The sequence below is a fragment of the Neobacillus ginsengisoli genome (assembly GCF_030813055.1).
The window spans coordinates 1-25,043 of sequence record NZ_JAUSTW010000016.1 but is presented as its reverse complement, the minus strand read 5'-3'; the positions used below and the strand labels follow the sequence as shown (position 1 = coordinate 25,043).

Genomic DNA, 25,043 nt, shown 5'->3' with positions numbered 1-25,043 from the left:
AGATCTAAGTCACTTGAATATTCCTTTCGAATTTGCCTTTTACCTTTCACCTCTTTAACACTTGATACGGATAAACAAAATATCCATTTACACAGACCTCGTGTAAATGGACCTTAATTGTTTTACAAATCGTTTCTTTAAGTGATACTAATTTTAATCGTTAACATTTTTCGTTGTTCATTGTTTAAGAATAATCGTACTAATAGCCGGTACCTGAACTTTACCTGTTACATGCCCTAGTGAGTTCTCACCAACTTGGTCTCCTAATCCTACAATTGTCCAATTTCCACTTGGTAGAGTAAGAGTTTGTGAAGTTTTATTTGGATTATACATAACAATAATGTTTTTCCATTTATCATGATTTGCATAATCTTTTAATTGGAATGCCACGGTGTTCGTCGGACTATCCAAGAAAGTGAGATGTTGTTTGATCTGATCTGCTGTAGTCATTCGGAATGCTGGGTGCTTATCACGTAGATGAATCAAACCGGAATAATAGTCAAATACATTTTCAAATTGTGCTTTTCTTGACCAATCAAACTGATTCACTTGGTCACCAGCGTTGTAGCTATTATCATTCCCGCCTTTAGTCCGGAGCATTTCTTCTCCACCCTGCATAAATGGAACACCTTGTGAAGTAAATACAACAGCTTGAGCCAATTCATCCATCTTAATTCGATCAGCTTGTGAGTCGTTTGGATTACTTGTCATAATTTTATCCAACAATGTCATATTATCATGGCTTGTTACATAGTTAATGGTTTCGCTAGGTGCTGAGGTGAAATCCTGAATACTGCCTATAACACCATTTTTAATGATATCAACTTGATTTGGATCCCCTGTTGCAAATCCTTGTGCCGATTTCTCAAAAACATTACCGTCGAGCCCGTTTCGAATATTATCATTGAATACACCAATTCCTAAGCCCTTTTGCTGGCCCTTCGTCAACAATTGGTCACTTGGTAATCCTGATGTACCGCCAGTCCATGGTTCTCCATACAAAACAATGCCAGGGTTGATTGCATGCAGCTCTTTTGAAATTTTAGCCATGGTGTCTGTTCCTAGAAGGGCCATAAGATCGAAACGAAAGCCGTCGATATGGTATTCGGTTACCCAATACTTAACTGAATCCAGAACAAACTTCTGGGCCATTGGATGTTCAATCGCAACCTCATTACCACAGCCTGAGCCATTCGTATAATTCCCTGCGCTATCTGTACGATAATAATATTGCGGAACAATTTTATCAAAATCAGATACCAGGGTACTAAAGGTATGGTTGTAGACCACATCCATATTGATACCGATTCGGTCTTGATGAAGGCTTTGAATCAATTGTTTTAATTGGGTAATGCGAGCCGTTCCTTCCGGTGTGGTTGCATACGCCCCTTCAGGAACGTTGTAATTTCTTGGATCATAGCCCCAGTTATACATATTCGGTTGGGTTTCGTCAATGCTGTTAAACTCCTCAACCGGCTGCAATTGAACGGTAGTGATTCCTAATTTCTTCAAACTATCAATACCCGTTTTCACATTATTCGGGCCCTTCGTACCATGCTCTGTAAAGGCTAAATATCTGCCTTTATAGTTCATGCCGGAATTAGCATCAATCGAAAAATCACGTACGTGGGCTTCATAAATTACTTCATCTACTGGATTTGCAGGTGTCTGTTGATGATCTTCTTTCCATCCTGCAGGATTAGTATCTTCTAAATCCACAATCATGCCCCGTGTAGCATTGACAGAAACAGCACGTACATAAGGGTCAACGGCCGTTTGTGTCTTCCCATTCACTGTGACTTGATAGAGGTAAAACCAGTTTTTCAGATTACCAGGAACCTGAAGTTTCCATGTGCCGTTATCACTCTTTTGCATTTCAAGCTGTTGGGTTATAGGTCCTGTTTCACTATTATATAAAAGCACTTGGACATCCGAAGCAGTTGGAGCCCATACATGGAAGGCAGTTGCCTTATTCGAATATACATTCCCCAAATCACTTCCACTATAATAATAACGAGGCAGATTTAGTACATTCCGCGGGATAATATTTACCGATTTATAACCAGCAGCATCTACCTGTAATGTATGCGAGACATCCGGTGCACTTGCTAACGTCAATTGAACAAGATCCGTCTGCCCAGACGAGGAAGCTGGGTTCGCATTTATTGCAGAGGTAACTAGAATTTGTTCCCCTGTCGTTTTATCTGTAACCGTAAAGCCGCTTGAACCAGCGGTTAGCGTCATCGGGTTACTTAGCTTTGTTAATACCGTTTTTTCATCATCAAGATACGCATTCGAAACAGACGGTATCGCGGCAGCCTTTGCATCGCTTAGATTGTAATAAATATTGGGATCTCCCTGTACAATCCATACTTCATGGCCTTTTGTAAGATCAATATGAAGATCGCCCGGTGAATTTTTCTGGCTCCAATCATTCTTACGAACAATCAAACCTATCTGTGTATTATCTCCAGGCATTTGAACATCTGCCGTGGCACCAAAATCATCAGTTCCAGAAAACTCATAAGCGGATCCGTTACCATTAACTGGCTGATAAGGCCACATCCACAAATCCCAATTCGTATAGTTAGAATCAAAACGATGATAATGTACCATGACTTCTGTCGAGTTGGAATCTGCTAAAGTTTTATGGGATGAAAAAGAACCGATACAGACTGTTAGGAACATTATGGACACAATGAAAAGAATGACATAATGATTATATTTCGAACGAATGAATGACACTAATAAACACACCTTTTATTGGTTTATTGAAAAAGCATTTTTTATCCTATGAAACAGCTTTAGATGAAAGAATGCTATCGAAACGATAAAGGGTGATCCACAAAGTTAATAAAGGAATTCGTTAATACAAGGTCGTGACTCTCTGAACCCCTTTGCATCCTTTTCATCGATGGTGTCGTTGTACCCCGCTCATTTCTTTTATAAATAACAATTCATACAAACTTCCCAATTATATAAATAGTAAACTTACTTAACCTTTAACAGAACCGGCAACTAACCCTGAAGCAATGTACTTTTGTAACAAACCGAAAACAATTGTTAATGGCAATGCAGAAAGTAACGCGGCAGCCGAAAACTCTCCCCAGCTTTGTGCAAATTTCCCGCTAATCATCGAATACATTCCTACACCCAAGGTATAATTTTGCGGTGATTGAATAATCGTTCCAGCTAATACGTATTCACCAAATGCCCCCATTAATGTGAACAAGAAGATGACGACCAACATAGGCATCGACAAAGGCAGCAAGATCTTTAGAAACCTTTGCCAAGCATTTGCGCCATCAATAATGGCAGATTCATCAAGTTCTTTTGGAACTGTATCGAAATAATTTTTAAGAAGCCAAATATTATAAGCACTTCCACCAAGCATGACAAGAACATAAGCTGCAATACTATCAATCATGCCAAACTTTGCCAAAACCCCATAAATGGCAGCGATTGCCAAAAAATTCGGAAACATCTGCAAAATTAAAAGGGTCATTAATCCATACTTCCGCCCATAAAAGCGCAATCTCGAAAAAGCAAATGCGGAGGTTGCGGTAAAGAAAACTTGACCAATCGCGACGCTTAAACCGACAATCAGGCTATTTTTTACCCAAATAAGGAATTGCCCATCCTGAAAAAGCTTAATATAGTTGTTCAACGAAAAGTGATTCGGTATAAGAGATGAAGAAAAATAGGTATTCGTTGGATTAAATGAAGCAGTTACGACAAAAAGCAAGGGAATGATAGTGATTAAAATAACACACCAAATAATTAAACGAGAAATCCAAAGAACGAGACCTTCACCCGGTTTTAGTTTTTTACGTTTTTCTCTCATTAATTGTCATCCTCCTCAAAGGCACGGGTATACTTCATTTGGACTAATGTAAGGACACCTACGAATATAAATAAGATGATGGAAATCGTCGCCGATAAATCAAACCGGTTAAATGACAAAGTCATCTTATAAGCAGCTGATGCTAAGTTGTCGGTATATCCCACAAATTGATTATCTGAACGTGCAGGGTTACCTTGTGTCAATAAATACACCGCATTAAAATTATTAAAGTTGAAAGCAAAACTTGGAATAATAAGAGGAAGGCTGATCTTCCAAATCACCGGCATCGTAATTAAACGAAATTGCTGTAACCATGATGCTCCATCCATTGCACTTGCCTCATATAATTCAGTTGGAATCGCTTGTAATCCCCCTAAACAAACTGTCATCATGTAAGGAAAACCCGCCCAACAGTTGACCATAATAATGGAAACTTTTGCCCAAGTCGGGTCATTTAGCCATGGGATGCGGGGAAGTCCAATCGAATGCAAAAGTGCATTTATTTGTCCGTACGTATCATTTAAAAGTCCCTGCCATGCAAGCAAACTAATCAGTGCAGGAACCGCCCATGGTATAATTAAAATAGATCTATAAATTGCTGATTCGCGCATATTTTTGTTATTTAAAATAACCGCTAATGTTAATCCTACTAAATAATTAAGCAGGGTAGAGACAACCGCAAAAAATATACTCCACATAAAAGTGGGAATAAAGAGAGTGGATAACGGATTACTTGGGTTTAAAAGTGCTTGAAAGTTTTTCAAACCTACCCATTGATAATCTAGGAAATGAGCAGAGTTGAAATTCGTAAAAGCAATATACATCGTGTATATAATCGGAGCAATGCTTAAGACAGAAATAGATATTATAGCTGGTGATAAAAATCCATATGCTGACCAATCCGTTTTTCGCCGCTTTTTGTTTTTTTGTTTTTGCTTTATGTGGCCGCTTACGTTAACTGTGCTTTCCATGTTAATCCCACCTTTATTTTAAAGAATGGAAAAGGCGACGGATGGCCACCTTCCCCTGCTTGATCGGAATTTTAAGAACCTTGAACTTGGATACCTTTTTTGGTGTTATTGACAAAATCTTCTGCGCCTTTTTCCGGGGAGATTTTACCGCTAATAACATTTTTAATGACACTCATCGCTCCCCAAACGGCTTGCATTTGCGGTATATTCGGCATAGGTACAGCCGTTTTTACTTGATCGGCAAAAGCTTTAATATCTGGATTATTCTGGACAGCCGACTCATTTTGTACTTTCACAAGCGTTGGTATTTGTTGAGTCTCTTTGAATAATTCCTCTTGTTGAGTAGCGTTCGTAATAGCTTGCAGTAAGCTCCATTCAGCTGGGCGTAAGTTTTGCGGACTGCGCGCATTAACAAAAGCTGTTTTTATACCCATGAAAGGTGTTGCCGGTTGACCGTTTGATAACGTTGGAAGTGGTGCAACGGCATAATGGATATTCGCTTTTTTGAAATCAGGAATGTTCCATGGACCGCTAATATACATCCCTATTTTTCCAGAGGAGAACTGAGCTTTTGCAATCGCATCGGTTACATCCGGAGTCATCCAATGATATTTTGCATTCATATCATGCAGAAGACTTAATGCTTGTACTGCCCCATCGTTACCTAAACCAATATCCTTTGGATCAAGAGTTCCCTTATTGTTTTTAAACACATAACCGCCAAGACCGCCAATAAAAGCATAGTTATGGTAAAGATTAGTAAATTCAAAACCAAAACCATTTTGATTGGCATCTTGTACAAACTCGTCCCAAGTTGTTGGAGCTGTTTTTATTTTATCTGTGTTGTAATATAATGCTGTTGTTTCAACACCCACTGGCATTGAGTAAGCTTTTCCATTCACTGTTACAGCATCGGCTTCTGTTTTTGTATAATCGTTCGGATTGAAAATTCCTTTTGGAAGCGGTTCGACTAATCCTTGTTGGACAAACTGACCATTGTTATCATGCGCAATACCATACGCGATATCAGGTCCTTTACCGGTTCTGGCAGACGTTGCATAGAATTGCATACCGTTTGAATTCGCTGACTGATCGACTACTTTTACTGTATCACCATGCTCTTTCGCCCATGAATCGGCAGCCTTTTTTAAGACATCGATTTTCGGTTTTCCATCCCATGACCAAATGGTTAAGGTTTGACCACTCGGAATTTTGTTTGATGCACTACCAGTGGAGTTATTATTCGAGACAGAATAATTACTGCTGGAACTACAGCCTGCCAATAATCCTCCAATCATCCCTACAGATACAACACCAGATATTATTTTTGACCAAATTTTCATACATTTTCCTCCTTTATAAATATAAATTATAAGCAAATGGTCCCTGAGGTAACTCATTAAAAACCTGTTATGAATCTTTGCATTAGAAAGGGGGCATTATCGCGCAATCTCTTGCATAGCTGGAAATAATCGCATTTACTTGCTTTCTATATTAATTTATAGACTCTTGCTTCGTACGGCTTCATTACAAAATCTGTAAAAGTTTCATCATCTATTACTTCGTAGTTACTGATGAGAAGTTTTGAGCTTGTATATTCAATACCTTCCGGTAGCGTAAACTTAGGTGATTCCAATGAAAAATTACATATAACAAGTAATTTTTCCTCATTTAATGACCTAGTGTAAGCATAAATTTGCTCATCATTTTCTAAAATCAGGTCATAACGACCATAGACAATGATTTCATGCTCTTTTCTAAGACGAATAAGCTTTTGATAAAAATAAAAGATTGAGCCTTTATCTTTTATTGACCTTTCAACATTCACTTCTTTATAATTTGGATTGACTTCTATCCATGGTGTACCAGTTGTGAAGCCAGCATTTGAAGTACCATCCCAATGGATCGGTGTTCGAGCATTATCTCTACCTCGATCGTGAATCGCCTTCATCATTTCTTCCTTACTTAAGCGATGTCCAGAGACAAGCTCATTATAAGCATTCAAAGTCTCAATATCTTTATATTGATCGAGTGATTCAAAAGAAACATTTGTCATTCCTATTTCTTCACCTTGGTAAATATAAGGTGTCCCTTGCAACATATGAAGGCATGTTGCGAGCATTTTTGCACTCACCACTCGGTACTCTTGATCATTTCCGAAACGAGAAACCACTCTTGGCTGATCATGATTATTCCAATACAAACTGTTCCACCCATCATCCTCTAATCCTTTCTGCCAGCGTGTCAACGTTTGCTTCAGATCACTCAGTTTCCATGGTTGGTTACTCCATTTTCCTTCAGACCCATCACCTAGTCCCATATGTTCGAATTGAAAGACCATGTTTAATTCATTTCTATTATGACCGGTGTAGAGCTTTGCTTCATCAGGTGTTACCCCAGGTGTTTCACCGACTGTAATAATGTCATACTTAGATAAAACTTCTTTATTCATTTCTTGGAGAAATTCATGGATTCTTGGACCATTCATATAATATTTTGATCCATTGCCATATTTTTTCCCCTCAATGATTTCACCCTCAGGATAACGAGTGTCCTTAGAAATGAAGTTAATGACATCCATTCTGAAGCCATCAATCCCCTTGTCTAGCCACCAAGTCATCATGTTATAAATCTCTCTTCTTAAACTCGGATTCTCCCAATTTAAATCCGGCTGTTTTTTACTAAATAAGTGTAGGTAATATTCTCCCGTCGTTTCATCATATTCCCATGTCGAGCCTTTAAATGACGCTTCCCAATTGGTAGGTTCATTTCCGTTCTTACCTGGTTTCCATATATACCAATCTCTTTTTATATTATCCTTTGACGATTTTGACTCAACAAACCAAGAATGCTCATCTGAAGAGTGGTTCACTACCAAATCCATCATTATTTTTATTCCATTTTGATGCGCTGTCTCAAGGAGCTCATCAAAATCTTTCATCGTTCCAAATTCATCCATAATAGTTTGGTAATCACTAATATCGTAACCGTTATCATCATTCGGTGACTTGTAAATTGGTGATAACCAAATCACATCAATCCCAAGTTTTCTTAGATACTCGATTTTTGACGTAATACCTTTTAAATCGCCAATTCCATCACCATTACTATCCTTAAAACTTCTTGGATAGATTTGATACACAACACTTTCTTTCCACCATGCCATATACATCTAACTCCTCTAACTTTTTGAGTAAACGTTTACGTATTTGTGTTAAAAAAATTATCCAAAAAACTTCTTACTTTTCCCTTCGAACAGTATAACAATTACGGTCCTTAAATCTTCTTGGATAGATTTGATACACAACATTTTCTTTCCACCATGCCTTATTCATCTAACTATACAAACTAATTACGTAAACGTTTTCGTTTTTATGTAAAAAACAATTATCAAAAATAACTTCTTACTATTTCCCTTTCAACAAAATCACAATCGCTTCTTTTAAAAACTCCTGGATAAATTGATACACAGCACTTTCTTTCCACAACCTGATTCATCCAACTAAAAACGTAAACGTTTTCGTTTTTGTGTAAAAGAAGCAATTATGAAAAATAGCTTCTTACTGTTTCCCTTTCAACAATTTCATGACTCATTATACGACTTTGTATAACTTCACCTGTTTCCTTTATCTCAAAAAGCATAGTTGCTGCAACAACTCCCATATCAAATAGAGGTTGAGCAACGGTTGTCAAGGAAGGGATTATCATTTCTGCTAATTTTGTATTGTCATATCCAATTATTGAAAGTTGATCAGGAATTTTGATTCCATTCCTATATGCGACAGACATTGCACCAACTGCTAATTCATCACTACTTGCAAATATCGCAGTAATATCTAATTGTTTTTGAAGAATTTCTTCCATAGCTTTAATTCCATCTTCATGACTAAAAGTCTGACAATCAATAATGTAATCTTCATTTATTTGTAGACCACTAGAAAGAAGAGCTGATTTAAAGCCTTCGATTCTCGGTTTTCCTGCTAGAGGATCCTTTGCATCCCCAGCAATCATTGCAATTTTCGTATGACCTTTTTTTATTAGGTAATTCGTTGCAGTGAATGCCGCATGTCGATCATCGACTTTGACATATGGAATCGGAAACTCTAAAGAAATGGTAGAAACCAATACAACGGGAATATCCATATCATTCAAAATCTTGTGGTAATCATCATAAATAAACTCACTGACAATAATAACACCATCGACGCGCTTCTCTGAAAGGACTTGTAAATAATCTATTGTTCTTTTACCAATACTACCTGTATTACAAACAATAACACTATATCCCAAATCGTTTGCGTGTTTCTCTATGCCACTTAGTATTTCGGAGGCGAACATATTTGAAACGGTTGGTATTAGAACACCTATTGTTTGCGTGTTTTTATTGATAAGTCCACGTGCTAGTGCATTGGGTTGATAACCCAGTTCTTCAATTACTCTTAATACCTTTTTTTTTGTTTTTTCAGAAAATCCCGTTTTGTTATTTAGGATTCTTGAAACGGTCGCAATCGAAACATTTGCTTTTCTCGCTACATCTTTTATTGTAGAATTCATTAAATTTACCGCCTTTACGTAAACGTTTAACATATGTTTACGTTTCCATAATATTATATTTTGAAATTTGTGTCAATATATTATTATAATCGCCAATAATATAAGACTTTTTCGGAAATAAATCAGTTTAATTTTAAGAAAACGTTTAATCTTTATAGAAGTATAACTACTAATTCCACCTGCTCTTTAGAGGTTTTTAACCTCTATTTTCTATTTCATTTTAGTCCTAAAATCTAGAAATCTCTATTACTAACTTAATAATCCTTATCTAGCCATTTGCCTGTTTCCCAGCAAATCGCCCCTTGAAGTATTCTAGCAGGATTTTAAAATTCTTATTAATTTAAAAGCGAAAAACCTCTTTGGACTTTTCGCTTTATTTATTTCATTTGCAGCTAGCAAAATGTCATTTTTCGACCTATTACACGCGAAATGCTTCTTAAACAAACGTTTGATTAAATATGCCGCCAGCCCTTTATTCTAAAGGATTTTACTGTCGTATTAGCTAAAAAGAATGTCAATTAATGTTTTATTTTTAGGCTGTGTTAAAGGCAAATGTTGATTTTTTACAACTGTTGATTGGAGCGGAGGGCGCTCGACTCCTGCGGGATAGAGAGGTCACGGGAGACCCCGCAGGCGCATTTAGCGCCGAGGAGGCTCTCGGACCTCCCCGCGGAAAGCGAGCGCCAGGAGCGGAAATCAACAACCAAGTTTAACAGAGCCTATTTTTAAAGGATCATTTCAAATCTTGCCTTTCATTTAAGTGAAATGACATTTCTCAACCAATTTAGACCTAATTCGTTTTCAATCAAACGTTTGATTAGTTTTGCGTAATTGCCCACTATAAAGGGAATTTTGCTGCTTAACCGGTAAAAAATATGTCAAATCATGCTTCGACAAAAGCCGTGTGGTGACTGGCACCAGGATTGATGAAAGAAAACTTTGGATGATCATTTTTATAAATATAAATCAAACTTTACTTTTCATAGTAAGATATTGAACACCCCATTCAGGAGAATATCCGATAAAATTCAATCCTCCAAAAAAAAATGCTGCAAAGGTTGCAGCATTCAGAGCGTAGAAGAGTCTAATGGACCTTCTCCGCTTTTTTGTCCACTTTCAACATCGATTACGTATAAGAAACAATCAATTCACATTTCCCATCTATTTCAAATTCCCCCAATGATAAGATGAGTGCCTTTCCTTAATCCATACATGAGAGCCACGGCGGCTCTCATTTTTTCCTTTTACCTAACTTATGTTTTTTTAATAAAACCCATATAGTATTAATTTACTATTTTACATTTAAACCCCAATCTCTAAGCTGTTAGTCAAATATATTGTTATAATAGACCTCAGAAGGTAGATGTTCGATACACTATATACAATTTGGCAATAAAAAGATTCCCTATACACATTCAAGAAGCTACCATCGCATGACGTTTTCTATTTCCGTTGGCAAGCATGGCGTATCAGTCGTATCCCCTTGCGAGGTATCACGGCGGCACCTTTTACGTATAAAAAAGACCAGAATCCAATTTGATCCTGGTCATTTCTTTTTATCCATATTGAACTTCTGCCAATACAGGAAAATAGCCAAAACAGGAGACCTACCCTGCCCAGGCTTATATATCCCTGCCGGCTTATACCAGGAAGCAGAATTCACCATAAAAGAGATAGGCAGCAAAGCGACGTTTCCAGGCCCTCGATTCATTGATAACAAAGAATATTGTAAATTAAGGAGAAGATAAATGACCTGGTTAATTATTTCCACTTTACTTGCTGCGTCTGTCGCTTGGTTAGCATATATAGTAAAAAAGGAAAAGGCTATACAAAAAGAAATGAGAAGCAACCATTACCAAGAGTTAGCCGCTTTTAAAGAATTACAAAAAGCTTCTATGGAATCCGCAGCAGCAAATTTCGATGAGCAGGCTATACTTTTGTCCGAATCATACAAACGCGAAATAGAAAAGCTAATGATCGAAAATGAAGATATACGGAAAAATTATAGAAACCAAGGGGAAATCATTACCCATCAGATACTAGAAAATTTTAAATCAGATTTGATTAGTAAAAGAATCGTTTCACCAGATGAAATGATTCTTATGCCGAACATTTATATACCGGAAGAAAACGGTAAAACCAGGCAGATAGATCACCTTGTATTATTACCAACCGGTATATATGTTATAGAAACAAAAAACTGGAAGGGCCACATAGTAATGGGATTGACAAGAAAGGGCAGCCACAGGTTTTCTTTTTTAGCAGATTTATTAGACAGTGAAAAAGAGGACACGCTTATATTTGATAAAGCTGAGTCGGGATCATTAACTGTAAAGACTTATGAAAATCCAATTAGCGAGGTTCAACAGACAGCCGTCATCCTATCAACTTATTTACAAAGTCAAGATATCAAAACGTGGATAAATAACTTGGTATTTTTTAATCACGCTAAAAAAGAGGTACACGATTGGTCGGATAACAGCATAGTAAAACGGTTTACGAATAAAGAGCAATTACAACAGTATTTTATAAATGAGCTTACATCCCAAAAAAGAATTTATGGAGCTTTTCAGCTTAATAATATAAAGCATCTTATCGAAAGCGCCAATTATATTTAATGAGAGGGAGTATATCCTTATGGGGCATCCGGCTTATCAAGACAGATTGGACAGTGACAAAAAAAAGGAGCGGAAATCGCTCCTTTTTCTGTTCATTTTTACATTACCAGTGGTGACTCCACTTGTGGAGAGCAATAAATAATATTGCATTAAAATTACTCTTAATTTTGAATAACTTTCATATCTTTAATCCATAAAATGAAAACCTTGGTTTCCCCTAAAAACCTTGGTATAAACTATTACAAAAAATCCATCAGTAAGTGACTTGAAACCTCCTGAAGATGGATTTTCTCGTATATAAAAAAAGCACTCAAATTATGAGCGCTTCCTCCGGATCTTCTCGATCATCTTTTCCTCTTTAAAACTTACCATATCCCGAAAATTTACTATATTTCTGTTACCGCTTTAACAAATTCTTGGACCATTTCCCTAAAACATAAGAGAATAATTTGGTAAATATGTATCAAAATTCAAAAAAGTGAAACTCTTCATCCCTCAAAGCGTATCTCTAAATGGAAAGAGACAGCAGGAAATTTACAGAGCATCACATAGTTTTGAAGGAGGTTTTTTACAACTATGATTTCTTGTTTCAAAAGTTAATGAAAGAAATAGTAAAGGTTAGAAACATTGTCGCACTGGAAATTAGCTTTATCCTTTTTACTTGTGAAAAACTATTCAAAATAGAAATGGAAGGATGTAATAAATGGTTTCATTTAAAAGGTTTTCTGGATACAACTTACGCTATCTTCAAAAAGATTTGATTGCCGGGTTAGTTGTTGGGATTGTTGCAATTCCTTTAGCAATGGCTTTCGCGATTGCTTCAGGGGTAAGACCAGAGTATGGACTCTATACGTCGGCAATTGCCGGAATCATTGTTTCTCTTTTTGGAGGTTCTAAATTTCAAATTGCAGGCCCGACTGGAGCCTTTGTCCCGGTCTTATTGGGAGCGGTGATCCAGTTTGGTTATGAAAAGCTGTTAATCGCCGGCTTCTTGGCAGGGATTTTAATTCTTCTTATGGGTGTGTTTAAATTAGGAAGGTATATAAAATTCATCCCTCGTCCAGTGGTAATCGGCTTTACTGCTGGAATTGCCGTGATTATCTTTTCTGGCCAGATTGCCAATTTCCTGGGGCTTGAAAACTTAAAAAAAGAAGAAGCCTTTCATTTGAAAATGAAAGAAATTTTAATTAATTTAAATACAATCAATATATATAGTATTTTAACAGCAAGTATATGTTTAGCTATTGTCATATTAGCACCAAAATATTTGCCTAAAATTCCAGGTGCCTTGTTAGGATTAATGGTTTCAACTGTTGTTGCTGCGCTGTTCTTTCCAAATCAGGTAGCAACCATCGGTTCAACTTATGGAGCCATTCCAAATGAATTACCAAAATTCGGGTTCCCTGAGTTAACGATTAACGTAGTGATTGAACTCCTTCCTGCCGCTTTCGTAATTGCCATGCTTGGGGGGATTGAATCATTATTATCTGCATTAGTAGCAGACAACATATCCGGCAGTAAGCATGATAGTAACAAAGAGTTGATTGGACAGGGATTAGCCAATATCGTCACCCCTTTATTTGGAGGAATTCCTGCCACTGGTGCGATTGCGCGAACGGCAACGAATATTAAAAACGGTGCGTTCTCCCCTTTATCGGGTGTCATACATGGTGTTGTCGTAGTACTTGTGTTAGTACTGTTAGCACCCTATGCCTCTTCCATTCCTTTGGCTAGTATGGCTCCCATTCTTATGTATGTCGCTTGGAATATGAGTGAGCGCAAGGAATTTGCTCATATCTTACAATCAAAAACGATGGATTCCCTTGTTTTAGTCTCTACTTTTCTGCTAACCGTTTTTATAGATTTAACTACAGGCGTTGGAGCAGGTCTGCTTTTAGCTCTCCTCGTTTTTGTCATCCGAATAAGCAGTACGTTAAAAGTATCAAAGGTTTTACCTGATCCAAACGATAAAATGGTAAAACCCGAAATGGTGAAACAGGGTTCAAACTGCCCACAAATTCACATTTATACATTAGAAGGCCCATTATTCTTTGGCACTATCGAGCAGTTTGAGGAGGAAATGGAAGAAATTCTGCATTTAAAACCAAGAGTGCTCCTATTAAGAATGAGTAAAGTTTCCATCGTAGATTCGTCCGGGGAGGCGCTTTTCATGAATCTTGTAAAAAAATTCAAGGATAATAACCAACAAGTAATATTTTCTGGTATCCAGCCACAGTTGGAAGATTTTTTTAAGAAAACTGGTTTTTATCAATTGGCAGGTGAGGAAAATTTCTTTGCCCATACAGGTAATGCTATCAATTATGCTCTCTCAAAACTGGATGTTAATCGATGTAAAGGGTGTAAACATTTTTCTTTTACTGAATGTTCAACCCTCTCAAAAGAAAAAGCAAACCCTAAAGCAAAAAGTAAAACAAAACGTGAGCTTGGGTTAACTTAATTGAACATCCCCCTTTTTAGGAGCTTATGTTAATAAAAACATAAAAAAGATAACTATGGATTTTTTTATTAAGAATACTAAATCATTAAATGGAGGAAAAAATTATGTCCACGATTTCTAAAATTCTCGACTACAACAAGGATTTTGTGAATCAAAACCAGTATGAGGAGTTTAAGACGACAAAATTTCCAGATAAAAAACTAGTCATCCTAACTTGTATGGATACTCGTTTGCTGGAATTACTCCCCAAAGCAATGGGTCTAGGAAATGGGGATGTGAAAATGATCAAAAACGCCGGGGCTGTTATCTCTCATCCTTTCGGCAGTATCATGCGCAGCATTCTAGTCGCTATTTATGAACTAAAGGCTGAAGAAGTGTGTGTTATTGGGCATCATGGATGTGGCATGGTAGGTCTAGAAGCATCCTCTATTCTAAAAAAAGCAAAACAGAATGGAATTGACGAGGAGCGGATCGATATTCTCACAAACGCTGGGATTGATTTGTCCAAGTGGCTGACGGGGTTTCAATGTGTAGAAGAAAGTGTCGCCAACAGTGTCCGTTTAATTAAAAGTCACCCATTATTCCCTAAAAATATAACTGTTCATGGGATGGTGATTGATCCTGAAACAGGAAAATTGGATCTGGTAATCGACGGATATAAAGATATAAAGTCAAACAGCACAAACATACCCAGCCTATAAGTGAGGTTTCTAAATGATTCCCCACTAGAAGGTTTCGAGGAAATAACTTAGGGCATTTTCAGAAAGATGCAGTTGCTGGATTGATCGTCGGGATTGTAGCGATTCCTTTAGCGATATCCTTTGCCATTGCTAAAGGAAGGGTACCGCCAACATTTTGACATAAAACCCACGCTAGTACATTTTTTGGAAACAAAAAGCCGTTTTCTCCTACGCTAAGGGAAAAACGGCTTCTTTTTATCTTGTTTTTCTTATTCTTTAACTTTTAATAGTTCGGGTACCGCCACATTTCGGAAATTTTAAACACTAAGAAAATATCAAAATAAAAAAAGTCGATTCATTTTCGTACAGAATTGCTTATTTAACTACGCACCCATTTTTTAAGTAGAATCCTTCACAATCTCTTCTACTACAATCCCTTAAAGTTGTGGCCCCATTTCTATTCAAGTATCGCACCCGTTAGCCACCCATGAAGCAGAGCTTCACCACAGAAAATGTAAGAAAACTACGTTCTTTCATAGTAGTATAAGTGAATTTTTTCACAATCTAAGCTATTTTAAAAGTATTCGTTTAGTTATCACAAAGGATCAAATGATTTAGCCTTACTAATTCGATAAGCAATTAAATAGATAATAATATAAATTGGAAAGGAATAAAAAATACTCCATTTTATAGTAGTATAAAATCCGATCCATTCAAATAAAGGTTCACCTATAAAGGATGTCAGTGCGGAATAAATAACAGCTTTAAAAAAGGGATTTAGAGTTGGTTTAAATTGTAGCCAAAGCATAAGAGTTACAGGTATTAAAGTAAAATCCCAAGGTAAAAACGTTGGAATGGTAGGCAATACTCTCCCAGAATAATGCCAGAGCCCAAAAACAAGTCCCAAAAAATCAAACCAAAACGCTACACTTAACCCAAAACTTCCAGCCAAAAGCAATCTTGCTTCACTTCCACGCTTTCGCAGTATTATCCATACAAACCAAGGAATGATTGATAAGGCTACTGATAGCCAAAATTCCCAGTGCCACAACGTATGTTCTTTCCAATAGTTTACATAGTCCACTTCTACTTTATGAATTCTTTGAAAAAACTTATCAGAGCTTATAATTTCTTCTTTACTAATCAATGGTGTCATTTTTAAATTCACCTTTAAAAATAATATAACACCAGTATTCCCAATCCTTGTTCAACTATTCTGCCACTTTAGTTAATTAACGATAATGAAAAAAGAACTGCCGAAACAGCCCATTTGTTGTGTAACTAAAGCACCCACTAGTTAAAGAAGAACCTTTTCTTATATTCTCAATAATCTTCTTACGGTTCCATTTTTATTTGTTTAATGTAATGCCCATTTTTAGATAAGAAATGCTCATTTCTAAACCATCTGACATATGTCTAAAGTGTAATAAAAATAAATGGAAAGTAGGTGTTTAAATGCCCCCTTACTTTGGTCCATACGGTTATCCGATGATGGGATATGGCTATCATCCATATGGTTACGGCTTTCATCATCACCATTACCCTTTCTATGGTGATTACGGATTTCATCATCCTTGGCATCATTACGGACACTGTTGTTAAAAGAAAAGTATTTGAATATTTGAGGAGGATTTGGGATGTCCCGATCCTCTATTACATACTTTAAATTTATGCCTGTTACAGTAATGTTCTTACCGAACAACTTTATTCAAGGAATGGTGCTCCTTTAGTTGAAGAAGAAAAAAAAAGAGTTCCAGTTATTTGTTCTTACACGACATCCAGCCTTTCACGACCGGTATACACATTTAATGTCTCATTTCTGACAAAGCCAATTGTTGTAATGCCCAATTGTTCCGCTAGCTGTAGTGCAAGTTCAGTTGGGGCTGATTTTGACAAGACCATTTCACAGCCAATTTTCGCTACTTTTAATATGATTTCGGATGAAATGCGTCCACTAAACACGAGTAACTTGTTTTGAAGTGAAATATTATTTTTTAAACAGTGCCCGTAAATTTTATCCAATGCATTGTGACGTCCGATATCAATCCTGTTTATAATCATTTTATCAACCTTACATAAGGAAGCATTATGTACACCCCCCGTGCTTTTGAAAATAATGGATGATTGTTGCATCTCATTCATTAGCTTAAAACATTCATCAGAGGATATTCTCAAGCTGACAGAATCGATTTTCTTGGCATTTATGGCATCATTAACAAAAACAAATCCCTGTCGGCCCATGCCACAGCATGAGGTTACATAGCGTTTATTATGGAAGTTTTGATAATAAGGATTGATATTATTTGTTTTCACATGGACAAATCCGTTGTTTTCTTCCATCCACATATCTTCAATATCATCATATCTTCGGATGATTCCTTCTGAAGCCAAAAATCCTACAACTAAATCTTCAATATACTCAGGTGTACATACGAGTGTGACAAATTCTTCCCCATTAATTTTAATCGTTACTGGATATTCAGTTACGACACTGTCTTCAATATGTTCGGTAATTCCCTTTCCAAGCCGAAGAATCTGCCGTTTAACCTCAATTAGTTTCAATGTTATCTCACCTGCTGTAAAACAGATTGGATGATCTTAGGAACATATTTTACTCGTACAATAAACTGTTTCAAGTTCAAATCAAAATGATCAAAGCACGTTAAATAAAGCACAACCTGATTTTCCAACAAAATACTCAGTTTTCAATAATGTGCCATTTGCGGTCTTCCATACAGCTTTCACAAACATGGAGGATGATCGATACAATTGTTTCCTCACCATTATTCTCCATTTCTTCTTTTGTTCCACATACTTCGCAAATTTTCATTGCAGCACCTCCAATTAATGAGCAATTTCAAATCCAGTTTCAATAATCGCTTGTTCAAAATCTTGTGAAGACGCCATCCGTTCATCATAAGTAAAGATTGCTTGGCTCTTGGAGAATATGACTTCGGCTCTATTCAGACCCCATACATGTTCTATGGCTTGTAAAACTTTATCTGCATCCTGTTGATTCACCATATTTTTCACTGTAACAACACCTGTTTCCAAGGTGATCATCCTTCCCTTATGGATTTTCCCGCCTGTTACGCAAAAATACTTCGCCCATTCCATCCATAAAATCAACCATGGTTGTCATGGCTGCTCGTATTTCCGGGCTCCACAGTCTTTTTCTTAATTTCCAAAGGCTTTGCTTTTCGCCTTTTTGGCCGGTATTAGAAAGACGTTTTAAACCCTGCCCAAGTCCATCCAGTATCGTTGTCAGCTGGCCGGGCTGTAAGGAGCCTAAAAACGAAAAGGCACTCATTCCATTTTTAATAACATTGTGCATGGTTGGCTGATTAACTTGCTGAATAGCAATGGCCCCAATCTCAGTCCGCTGTTCGACCATGGCATGTACGGCATCCAAGACCTTCGTCTCGTGGAGCCCCTTAATGATGCTAATAGCTTCTAAAATGGCTTCCTTATTAGCAGCCAACTCCTGAATGATCTCAGAAACTGCTTGTGATTGTTCCATTTCTTGATTAGGTAACTCTTTCCTAATTTGCTTGATTGCCTTGGCCATATTCGTCCCCCTTTAATTGAATGAGCTCCGGGATAGGAGTGTAATCTGAACGTTTCCACTTATCTTCCACCTTCACACTTAACTGTGGAACCCTATTTCCATATCGATGATTATGTCTAGGTAATGGAGATTCTCCTTTTGTTTCCAACAACTCCATTTTCACACCAGCTTCCTTATAAGCCGGAGTATGGGTAACCGTATCGTGGTAACTGCTTGTTAGTCGGTTGACTGCCTCGATTTCTTCTCTGGTATTCATCGTTAAATAAAGTTCTTTTCCTTTTACTCGGTCCGTAACAATGACTCTTACTTCAACATGTCCATATGGAGAAGTAAGCCCAACCAAAGAACCGTCCTCCAGGTTCCTTTCATGTGCAAGTTCAGGTGATACTTCTAGCCATGGATGAGGAACCTTGTGAATTAACCCTTCAGATTGATACGTCATGTTTCCTTCATGGAAATGCTCTAATAAACGACCATTATTTAAATGCAAATCATATTCTTCGCCTGCGACAAACGGCGGTGTCCAATCAACTGGCACCAATCTAGCTTTGCCTTGAGGTAACGAGAATCGTTCTGTATATAAAAGCGGCGTATCTTTACCATTTTTCGATACTGGCCATAACTGACTATTCCATCTTTCCAGACGTTCATAGCTTACCCCGGCAAATAATGGTGCAAGACTTGCCGCCTCATCCATAATTTCGCTCGGATGTTTATAATTCCAATTGGCTCCAAGGCGATTGGCCACTTCCTTAATAATTTCCCAATCAGGCTTAGATTCACCCAGCGGCTCAAACACTTTATGGAAGCGCTGAATCCTTCGTTCGGTATTGGTAAACGTGCCATCCTTTTCAAGACTTGGTGCAGCGGGCAGAACTACATCAGCAAACTGGGCTGTCCTGCTAAAGAAAATATCCTGAACGACAAAAAACTCCAACCTTTCAAATCCCGCTTCCACATGGTTTGAATTTGCATCGACAAGCGCCATATCTTCACCAAACAGATATAGTGCCTTCAATTTTCCTTTGTCCATTCCTTCAACCATATGGTGGTTGTCCATACCAGGCTCTTCCGGTAGCTTCACGCCCCATGCTTCTTCATAGCGCTCTCGCACTTGTGGATCCTGGACTGGTTCATAGCCAGGCATCCAGGCTGGCATTGTTCCAAAATCACATGCTCCTTGAACATTGTTATGGCCTCTGAGTGGATAGGCGCCGGTACCAGACCGGCCAAAATTACCCGTAATTAAAAGGAGATTACAAATAGCCGTACTAGTTTCTGTTGCCCCCATATGTTGAGTGATCCCCATTGCCCATAAAGCACAAACAGATTTGGCGGAATGAATCATCGTCGCAAGCCTTACCAATTCTTCCTCTGTAAGACCTGTTTTTTCTACTGCGTAACCTAAAGTGAATTTTTCGAGAGATGCTACGTATTTTTCAAAATCATTCACACGATTCTTCAAAAAATCTTTGTCTTCCCACCCTTGGTCAAGAATGTATTTCGTAACAGCAGACAGCCATATTAAATCCGTGCTGGGTTTTGGATGAATAAAAAAATCAGCCCGCTGTGCCATTTCGTTTTCTCTAATGTCTGCTACAATTAATTTTTGTCCATGTAGTTTACGGGCTCGTTTGATACGGGTTGCTAATACAGGATGCGATTCTGCAGGGTTAGCCCCAATTATGATAATTAGTTCAGATGACATGATGTCCTTAATCGTTCCAGAGTCCCCTCCTAAACCAACCGTTCTCATCAAACCTGCTGTAGCGGGGGATTGACAATATCTCGAGCAATTATCAACATTGTTGGTGCCCATTACAGCTCGGGCTAATTTTTGGAACAAATAGTTTTCCTCATTGGAGCATTTAGATGAAGCAATATATCCAATTGAGTCTGGCCCATATTTTCTTTTGATATGTCCAAGCTTTTCACCAATGAGATCAAGTGCTTCTTCCCAAGTGGATTCGACAAACTCATTCCCTTTTCGAATTAATGGCTTTGTCAATCGCTCTTCGCTATTGACGAAATCCCAACCCCACTTCCCTTTGACACAGGTGGAAACTCCATTAACCGGTGCTTCTGTATCTGTTTGAATTTTCAATATTTCACGGCCCTTTGTCCAAACCTCGAAGCTACAGCCGACACCGCAATAGGTACAAACGGTTTTCGTACGTTTAATCCTGGCTTTTCTCATAGATGCTTCTACTTCGGATATAGCAAAAATCTCTTTATAACCTGGCTCAACCTCTTTCGTTAAATCAATCATCGGCCCTAAAATTTTAGGAGGAATCCCTGTTAAAAAGCCTGCGTTCCCTAACATCGATTTTTCCATGAGAGCATTACATGGACATACACTGACACAATGTCCGCACGAAACACAGGATGATTGATCAATTGGTACATCATTATCCCAAATAACACGCGGTGCCTCTCTACTCCAATCAATGGTTAGAGTTTCATTTACTTGCAAGTCCTGACAAGCTTCCACACATCTACCACACAATATGCATTGATCTGGCTCATATCGGTAAAATGGATGTGAATTATCAGGCGGGTACGGTTTTGCTTCGAACGGGTATTGTTGATGTTCGACGCCCATGAGTTCCACTGTATTATGGATTGTGCAGTTCCCGTTATTATTATCACAAACCGTACAATAAAGTTCATGGTTCTTTAAAATGCGGTCCATGGCCTCATTTTGTGCATTTTTGACTGGTTGTGAAAGGCTATCAATTTTCATTCCTTCCACCACTCTTGTAGCACAGGATCGAACTATTTCACCGCCCACATTCACATAGCAAGTGTCACATGTTTGAATAGTTCCTAAGTTCGAGTGATAGCAAATGCCAGGAATAAAAACATCTTTTTCCCTGGCGACATCTAAAATGGTTTGACCCAGTTTAGCTTCGTACTCTTTTCCATTAATCTCCACTAAAAAGGTTGACTCTTCCACGACGTTTCCTCCTATTTTCCTGGTATTTAGCTACAGTTCCTGACTTTTACTTCCCGATTCATCCTATATGCAGTCCTTATATGTTGTGGGTTTGAAAATATCATATTTCCATTAATTCAAATTGGGTTCATGTCATAATGTTTACTATAATGGGAATTTTATTAATGACTTAAATATTTTTGGAATTTAATTGGGGCGGAAAAGAAAGAGAGGGATATTTTTGGAAAAAGAAAACTTATATCAATATGTCCATACCATGATTACTTCATCAACACACCGACCAAAATACATGTCTATTTCTTCCGTAAAAGTGGCTGATTTATTAGGAATTGCTGTTTCAGAAGTTGAAAACGGTTTACACGAACTCGTCATGGAAGGTCGTTTGCAGACTTCAAAACTAGGCCAACCCCCAAACTGTGAAATTTATTTATTGCCATAAAAATCAACAATTGAGGAACCATTTTAATAATGGTAAAATCACAAAAAGGCGCCTTACCCCCGACGTATTAACGCTCTGGGGGAAAGTCACCTTTATTTTGGCGATACTATTTGTAGCATTATCATGATCTTTTTTTCACTAATCGGTCTGCAATACTATTCTTATGGTCTTGGCATCGATGTTTACCGGCGTTGGAGGGGGGATGATTCGAGACATCTTAGCTGCTCGAAAACCGCTTGCTTTAAAAGAAGAAATTCATGCTACTTTAACGATTTTATGCACTATATGTATTTGGCTGGGTTGGAGCCCCCCTTTCAGTTAACTCTCATTGTCAACTCTCATTGTCATTGTTGTAATGGCCTTACGCATGTCTGCCATTCACTATCAGTGGCGGCTGTATCTTCCCTGCACTCTTAAAAGGAGCGGACTCTGGCATGAAAGAAGGACATATAATTAAAAAATTCAATTATAAAATAGAAAAAAAGCCGATTCTTACTCCTAATGAAGGAAGAACGGTTTTTTTAATGCAGGAATTTATATGATTACAAGGGATAAAAAACCTCATTTACTTATGATACGGTTCACCGTGCTTAATATTAAACTTATAGAAAACATAATTTGACCAACCTCTTCTCCAACAATCTTCCCATTTGTTGAAAAACACTACACTTAATAAACTGCCTTTTAAGCGCTCAAAATAAAACGAATATTAGCGCGAAAGAACAAAATATCGACCACTAAGCCGGTATATTGCAAAATTCTCTCCTTTATTGTCAGAGTTGCTCCTACTGTTTTTTAGCCCGTATAAGCGTCCTTTTGCTTATCCCTGTTGTTCCTCAACCTGTTTGTATGATTGTTTTTCCAGCAGCTCCAAAGCATGTTCCATTTGCTTTTTACTGTACTTTTTCGGTCTGTCCTCTCTAAAATGGTCACGTTATTTAGCAATGGCCTTTCCTTCTTGTGTCCGTTCTACAATCATGTCCCTTTCAGACTCGGAAAAAGCTAACATCACACTTAATATTAGATACTCTTAAGATATAACACCCCCAAAAAATAAAAAAGCCGATTTCCAAGTGGAAACGACTTCAATAATCTTCTTCAACAAAAGCACCCGATAGCCGTCCATGCAGCAGAGCTGCACCACAGAGGATGGGATTTTAACTCGTTCTCCCATGGTAGTTTAAGTACCATTCTTCACAATCTGTCTCTTTCCTTTTTGAGTCTTACAATTACCTATTACAATGCCACAAAATATTAAAATAACACCTAACCATTGGTATATGGTTATATGTTCGCCTAATATAAATGCAGATAGGGTAACTGCAACCGGAAGCTCTGATGAGGTTAAAATCGTACCAAGTCCTGGTCCGATAAATGGCATCCCAATTGAAAATAAAAGAGGAGGTAATGCTACCCCAAACAAACCAAGAAATAATCCATACGGTGACAACCCAATTAAAACAGGTAACTTAAATATATAAAATGGTGGAAAGATGGACATGACAACAAATAAACCACCGGTCGAAAGAAGCGCACTTTTTAATATTGGTGGGGTATCTTTTTCGACTGAACTACTTAAAAAAATGAAAATTGTATATGACAATGCCGAAATTATTCCCCAAATTGTTCCTTGCCAGGGTGGGAGTTTTTCTCCTTTTAAAATAAGACCAGCTGCAAGAATGGAGCCTATGATTAATATCACAATCGTAACAACCTTACCTTTACTAGGCTTGTTTTTATAAATAATCCACTCCAAAAAAGTGCCCATCCAAACAAATTGAAACAAAAAAACAATTGCCAGTGATGCATGGAGTGTTTGCAGAGAATAATAATAAAAAACACCTGTTAAACCAAGCGGAATCCCTGATAATAGTATCTTAAAAGTTTTATTTACCGTTAACCTTTGCTTTTTTGTTACTAATGCGACAGACCAGATTAGTATTGAACCAAATATAAATTGTACGCCTGTAACTTCTGCGGTCGTGAAGCCAGCTGAATAAGCAAGCTTCACAAAAGTCGACAATACTCCATAACAACATCCACCTAAAAATACAAGAAATATATGTTGCCAAAATTTCATCCTTTTAGCTCCCTTCAGTAAAAATAAAAAAGCCACACAACTGTCGAAAGACAACTGTGTGGCGAAAATAGAGTAATCTCTAGAAAAATCCACTTACAAACGAATTTTAGTATTCAATTAACATTTAGACTAAAATAGATAATGAATATTGTCAACATGAACCGTTACTTGAAGAAGAAAATGGCATTAACTAATTGTTGAAGTAATGCACCCCAATAGTTTAAGTACAATATTTCACAATCTGTCTTCCATATCCTGTACTATTTTTTCTGCTTGTACAGGTGTGCATAGTAGGTAATCACCTAATTTGAATAAAGAAAAGCTCTTTCCTAGTTATAGGTCATATCATGAAATAGGCTAGACATTCTCCCTCAAATAAGTAGGTGAAAACATGAATTTAGATATGAGAGCCTATATGCCTTATCATTATGGAACAGGCTATATGCCATATCCTTACTACGGAATCCATATGGGATACGGATACCTTTCTTATGGAATTGGATACCATCATCATCACCATCCTCATTATCATCATACGCAAGACGCAACTTTTGCCGTTCCTTTAAGATACCCAACCTCTTTTTTGTTACCATAACTGGGATTTTAGGAAGTACGAATACTAAAAACCCCTTGGACGTGAACTGCACTGCACCCCAATTGTTTGACACAAATAACCATTGGAGGTGTAGTTTTTTATGGGGAAGTTTTCATTTGAAGTTAAACTGAAGGCGGTTCATGACTAGACAAATTATTGGTACCACTAAAATTTCTCTTATTAAACTCCCTCAGTTTGATACGATTATCTCTCGAATGCTCACTTATTCGCAGGATTTCATAACCCTTGTATTTGGATTTACGTGTAATTGATATGAGTT

The 25,043-nt window shown here is 37.5% G+C and carries 20 protein-coding genes and 2 pseudogenes; 8 read left to right on the top strand and 14 right to left on the bottom strand.

The genetic code is table 11. The features are described from left to right. Positions 1-177: 177 nt before the first annotated feature. The 6 genes from pulA to J2S10_RS26095 form a co-directional block, all read right to left on the bottom strand. Positions 178-2,745 carry a type I pullulanase gene (gene pulA / locus J2S10_RS26120; protein ID WP_307413922.1) on the bottom strand — a complete coding sequence of 856 codons (2,568 nt, stop codon included), beginning with the start codon at positions 2,743-2,745 and terminating at the stop codon, positions 178-180. A gap of 250 nt (positions 2,746-2,995) precedes the next feature. Continuing rightward, entirely contained in the window at positions 2,996-3,844 is an 849-nt protein-coding gene (locus J2S10_RS26115; RefSeq protein WP_307413918.1) for a sugar ABC transporter permease, read from the bottom strand. Further along, positions 3,844-4,815 (bottom strand): carbohydrate ABC transporter permease, encoded by a 972-nt coding sequence (locus J2S10_RS26110; RefSeq protein ID WP_307413916.1) that lies wholly within the window; start codon positions 4,813-4,815, stop codon positions 3,844-3,846. The genes J2S10_RS26115 and J2S10_RS26110 overlap by 1 nt, the downstream gene beginning before the upstream one ends. A gap of 71 nt (positions 4,816-4,886) precedes the next feature. Further along, complete coding sequence (locus J2S10_RS26105) at positions 4,887-6,158, bottom strand: sugar ABC transporter substrate-binding protein (RefSeq protein WP_307413914.1); 1,272 nt, start codon at positions 6,156-6,158, stop codon at positions 4,887-4,889. A 146-nt stretch (positions 6,159-6,304) separates the two neighbouring features. Beyond that, positions 6,305-7,987: a glycoside hydrolase family 13 protein gene (locus J2S10_RS26100; RefSeq protein ID WP_307413912.1), complete on the bottom strand. Its 1,683-nt coding sequence runs from the start codon at positions 7,985-7,987 to the stop codon at positions 6,305-6,307. A 371-nt stretch (positions 7,988-8,358) separates the two neighbouring features. Continuing rightward, complete coding sequence (locus J2S10_RS26095) at positions 8,359-9,369, bottom strand: LacI family DNA-binding transcriptional regulator (RefSeq protein WP_307413911.1); 1,011 nt, start codon at positions 9,367-9,369, stop codon at positions 8,359-8,361. Between the two features lie 1,748 nt (positions 9,370-11,117). On the opposite strand from J2S10_RS26095, the gene J2S10_RS26090 reads away from it, so the two are divergent. From J2S10_RS26090 to J2S10_RS26075, 4 genes and pseudogenes are all read left to right on the top strand, one after another. Further along, complete coding sequence (locus J2S10_RS26090) at positions 11,118-11,987, top strand: nuclease-related domain-containing protein (protein ID WP_307413909.1); 870 nt, start codon at positions 11,118-11,120, stop codon at positions 11,985-11,987. 703 nt (positions 11,988-12,690) lie between these two features. Continuing rightward, the gene (locus J2S10_RS26085) at positions 12,691-14,445 is read left to right on the top strand and encodes a SulP family inorganic anion transporter (protein ID WP_307413907.1); all 1,755 of its coding nucleotides are present in this window, start codon (positions 12,691-12,693) and stop codon (positions 14,443-14,445) included. Positions 14,446-14,549: 104 nt separating this feature from the next. Then, on the top strand, positions 14,550-15,146 hold the full coding sequence (locus J2S10_RS26080) for a beta-class carbonic anhydrase (RefSeq protein WP_307413905.1): 597 nt from the start codon (positions 14,550-14,552) through the stop codon (positions 15,144-15,146). A gap of 23 nt (positions 15,147-15,169) precedes the next feature. Then, a pseudogene (locus tag J2S10_RS26075) lies at positions 15,170-15,292 on the top strand (SulP family inorganic anion transporter); the annotation flags it as partial. Positions 15,293-15,720: 428 nt separating this feature from the next. Here J2S10_RS26075 and J2S10_RS26070 read toward each other — a convergent pair. Then, a complete protein-coding gene (locus J2S10_RS26070; protein WP_307413904.1) occupies positions 15,721-16,281 on the bottom strand; it encodes a CBO0543 family protein in 561 nt (186 codons plus the stop codon). A 299-nt stretch (positions 16,282-16,580) separates the two neighbouring features. On the opposite strand from J2S10_RS26070, the gene J2S10_RS26065 reads away from it, so the two are divergent. Continuing rightward, complete coding sequence (locus J2S10_RS26065; RefSeq protein ID WP_307413902.1) at positions 16,581-16,727, top strand: hypothetical protein; 147 nt, start codon at positions 16,581-16,583, stop codon at positions 16,725-16,727. 165 nt (positions 16,728-16,892) lie between these two features. On the opposite strand, the gene fdhD is transcribed toward J2S10_RS26065, so the two are convergent. The 5 genes from fdhD to fdhF all read right to left on the bottom strand — a co-directional run bounded on the left by fdhD (position 16,893) and on the right by fdhF (position 21,649). After that, positions 16,893-17,687, bottom strand: coding sequence for a formate dehydrogenase accessory sulfurtransferase FdhD (gene fdhD, locus J2S10_RS26060; RefSeq protein WP_307413900.1), 795 nt, complete (start codon positions 17,685-17,687; stop codon positions 16,893-16,895). Positions 17,688-17,823: 136 nt separating this feature from the next. After that, on the bottom strand, positions 17,824-17,955 hold the full coding sequence (locus J2S10_RS26055; RefSeq protein ID WP_307413898.1) for a hypothetical protein: 132 nt from the start codon (positions 17,953-17,955) through the stop codon (positions 17,824-17,826). Between the two features lie 14 nt (positions 17,956-17,969). Continuing rightward, positions 17,970-18,188 (bottom strand): copper chaperone, encoded by a 219-nt coding sequence (locus J2S10_RS26050; protein ID WP_307413896.1) that lies wholly within the window; start codon positions 18,186-18,188, stop codon positions 17,970-17,972. Between the two features lie 7 nt (positions 18,189-18,195). Further along, positions 18,196-18,693: a helical membrane plugin domain-containing protein gene (locus J2S10_RS26045; protein ID WP_307413893.1), complete on the bottom strand. Its 498-nt coding sequence runs from the start codon at positions 18,691-18,693 to the stop codon at positions 18,196-18,198. Further along, positions 18,668-21,649 carry a formate dehydrogenase subunit alpha gene (fdhF, locus tag J2S10_RS26040; RefSeq protein WP_307413890.1) on the bottom strand — a complete coding sequence of 994 codons (2,982 nt, stop codon included), beginning with the start codon at positions 21,647-21,649 and terminating at the stop codon, positions 18,668-18,670. The genes J2S10_RS26045 and fdhF overlap by 26 nt, the downstream gene beginning before the upstream one ends. Before the next feature lie 220 nt (positions 21,650-21,869). On the opposite strand from fdhF, the gene J2S10_RS26035 reads away from it, so the two are divergent. Both J2S10_RS26035 and J2S10_RS27585 read left to right on the top strand, forming a co-directional pair. Further along, positions 21,870-22,088 (top strand): hypothetical protein, encoded by a 219-nt coding sequence (locus tag J2S10_RS26035; protein ID WP_307413889.1) that lies wholly within the window; start codon positions 21,870-21,872, stop codon positions 22,086-22,088. Positions 22,089-22,251: 163 nt separating this feature from the next. Then, on the top strand, positions 22,252-22,410 hold the full coding sequence (locus tag J2S10_RS27585) for a TRIC cation channel family protein (RefSeq protein ID WP_370876294.1): 159 nt from the start codon (positions 22,252-22,254) through the stop codon (positions 22,408-22,410). 463 nt (positions 22,411-22,873) lie between these two features. On the opposite strand, the pseudogene J2S10_RS26030 reads toward J2S10_RS27585, so the two are convergent. Further along, a pseudogene (locus J2S10_RS26030) lies at positions 22,874-23,112 on the bottom strand (recombinase family protein); the annotation flags it as partial. Between the two features lie 156 nt (positions 23,113-23,268). Further along, positions 23,269-24,168 (bottom strand): EamA family transporter, encoded by a 900-nt coding sequence (locus J2S10_RS26025; RefSeq protein WP_307413887.1) that lies wholly within the window; start codon positions 24,166-24,168, stop codon positions 23,269-23,271. A gap of 391 nt (positions 24,169-24,559) precedes the next feature. Between J2S10_RS26025 and J2S10_RS26020 the strand changes: the two genes are divergently transcribed. Further along, the gene (locus J2S10_RS26020; protein WP_307413886.1) at positions 24,560-24,763 is read left to right on the top strand and encodes a hypothetical protein; all 204 of its coding nucleotides are present in this window, start codon (positions 24,560-24,562) and stop codon (positions 24,761-24,763) included. The last annotated feature ends 280 nt before the right edge of the window (positions 24,764-25,043 follow it).

What these genes read in the sequence shown, in the direction of transcription:
- J2S10_RS26115 (WP_307413918.1), bottom strand. Translation starts at nt 3,844, where the DNA reads ATGAGAGAAAAACGTAAAAAACTAAAACCGGGTGAAGGTCTCGTTCTT.
- J2S10_RS26110 (WP_307413916.1), bottom strand. Translation starts at nt 4,815, where the DNA reads ATGGAAAGCACAGTTAACGTAAGCGGCCACATAAAGCAAAAACAAAAA.
- J2S10_RS26105 (WP_307413914.1), bottom strand. Translation starts at nt 6,158, where the DNA reads ATGAAAATTTGGTCAAAAATAATATCTGGTGTTGTATCTGTAGGGATG.
- J2S10_RS26100 (WP_307413912.1), bottom strand. Translation starts at nt 7,987, where the DNA reads ATGTATATGGCATGGTGGAAAGAAAGTGTTGTGTATCAAATCTATCCA.
- J2S10_RS26095 (WP_307413911.1), bottom strand. Translation starts at nt 9,369, where the DNA reads ATGAATTCTACAATAAAAGATGTAGCGAGAAAAGCAAATGTTTCGATT.
- J2S10_RS26090 (WP_307413909.1), top strand. Translation starts at nt 11,118, where the DNA reads ATGACCTGGTTAATTATTTCCACTTTACTTGCTGCGTCTGTCGCTTGG.
- J2S10_RS26085 (WP_307413907.1), top strand. Translation starts at nt 12,691, where the DNA reads ATGGTTTCATTTAAAAGGTTTTCTGGATACAACTTACGCTATCTTCAA.
- J2S10_RS26080 (WP_307413905.1), top strand. Translation starts at nt 14,550, where the DNA reads ATGTCCACGATTTCTAAAATTCTCGACTACAACAAGGATTTTGTGAAT.
- J2S10_RS26070 (WP_307413904.1), bottom strand. Translation starts at nt 16,281, where the DNA reads ATGACACCATTGATTAGTAAAGAAGAAATTATAAGCTCTGATAAGTTT.
- J2S10_RS26065 (WP_307413902.1), top strand. Translation starts at nt 16,581, where the DNA reads ATGCCCCCTTACTTTGGTCCATACGGTTATCCGATGATGGGATATGGC.
- J2S10_RS26055 (WP_307413898.1), bottom strand. Translation starts at nt 17,955, where the DNA reads ATGAAAATTTGCGAAGTATGTGGAACAAAAGAAGAAATGGAGAATAAT.
- J2S10_RS26050 (WP_307413896.1), bottom strand. Translation starts at nt 18,188, where the DNA reads ATGATCACCTTGGAAACAGGTGTTGTTACAGTGAAAAATATGGTGAAT.
- J2S10_RS26045 (WP_307413893.1), bottom strand. Translation starts at nt 18,693, where the DNA reads ATGGCCAAGGCAATCAAGCAAATTAGGAAAGAGTTACCTAATCAAGAA.
- J2S10_RS27585 (WP_370876294.1), top strand. Translation starts at nt 22,252, where the DNA reads ATGGTCTTGGCATCGATGTTTACCGGCGTTGGAGGGGGGATGATTCGA.
- J2S10_RS26025 (WP_307413887.1), bottom strand. Translation starts at nt 24,168, where the DNA reads ATGAAATTTTGGCAACATATATTTCTTGTATTTTTAGGTGGATGTTGT.
- J2S10_RS26020 (WP_307413886.1), top strand. Translation starts at nt 24,560, where the DNA reads ATGAATTTAGATATGAGAGCCTATATGCCTTATCATTATGGAACAGGC.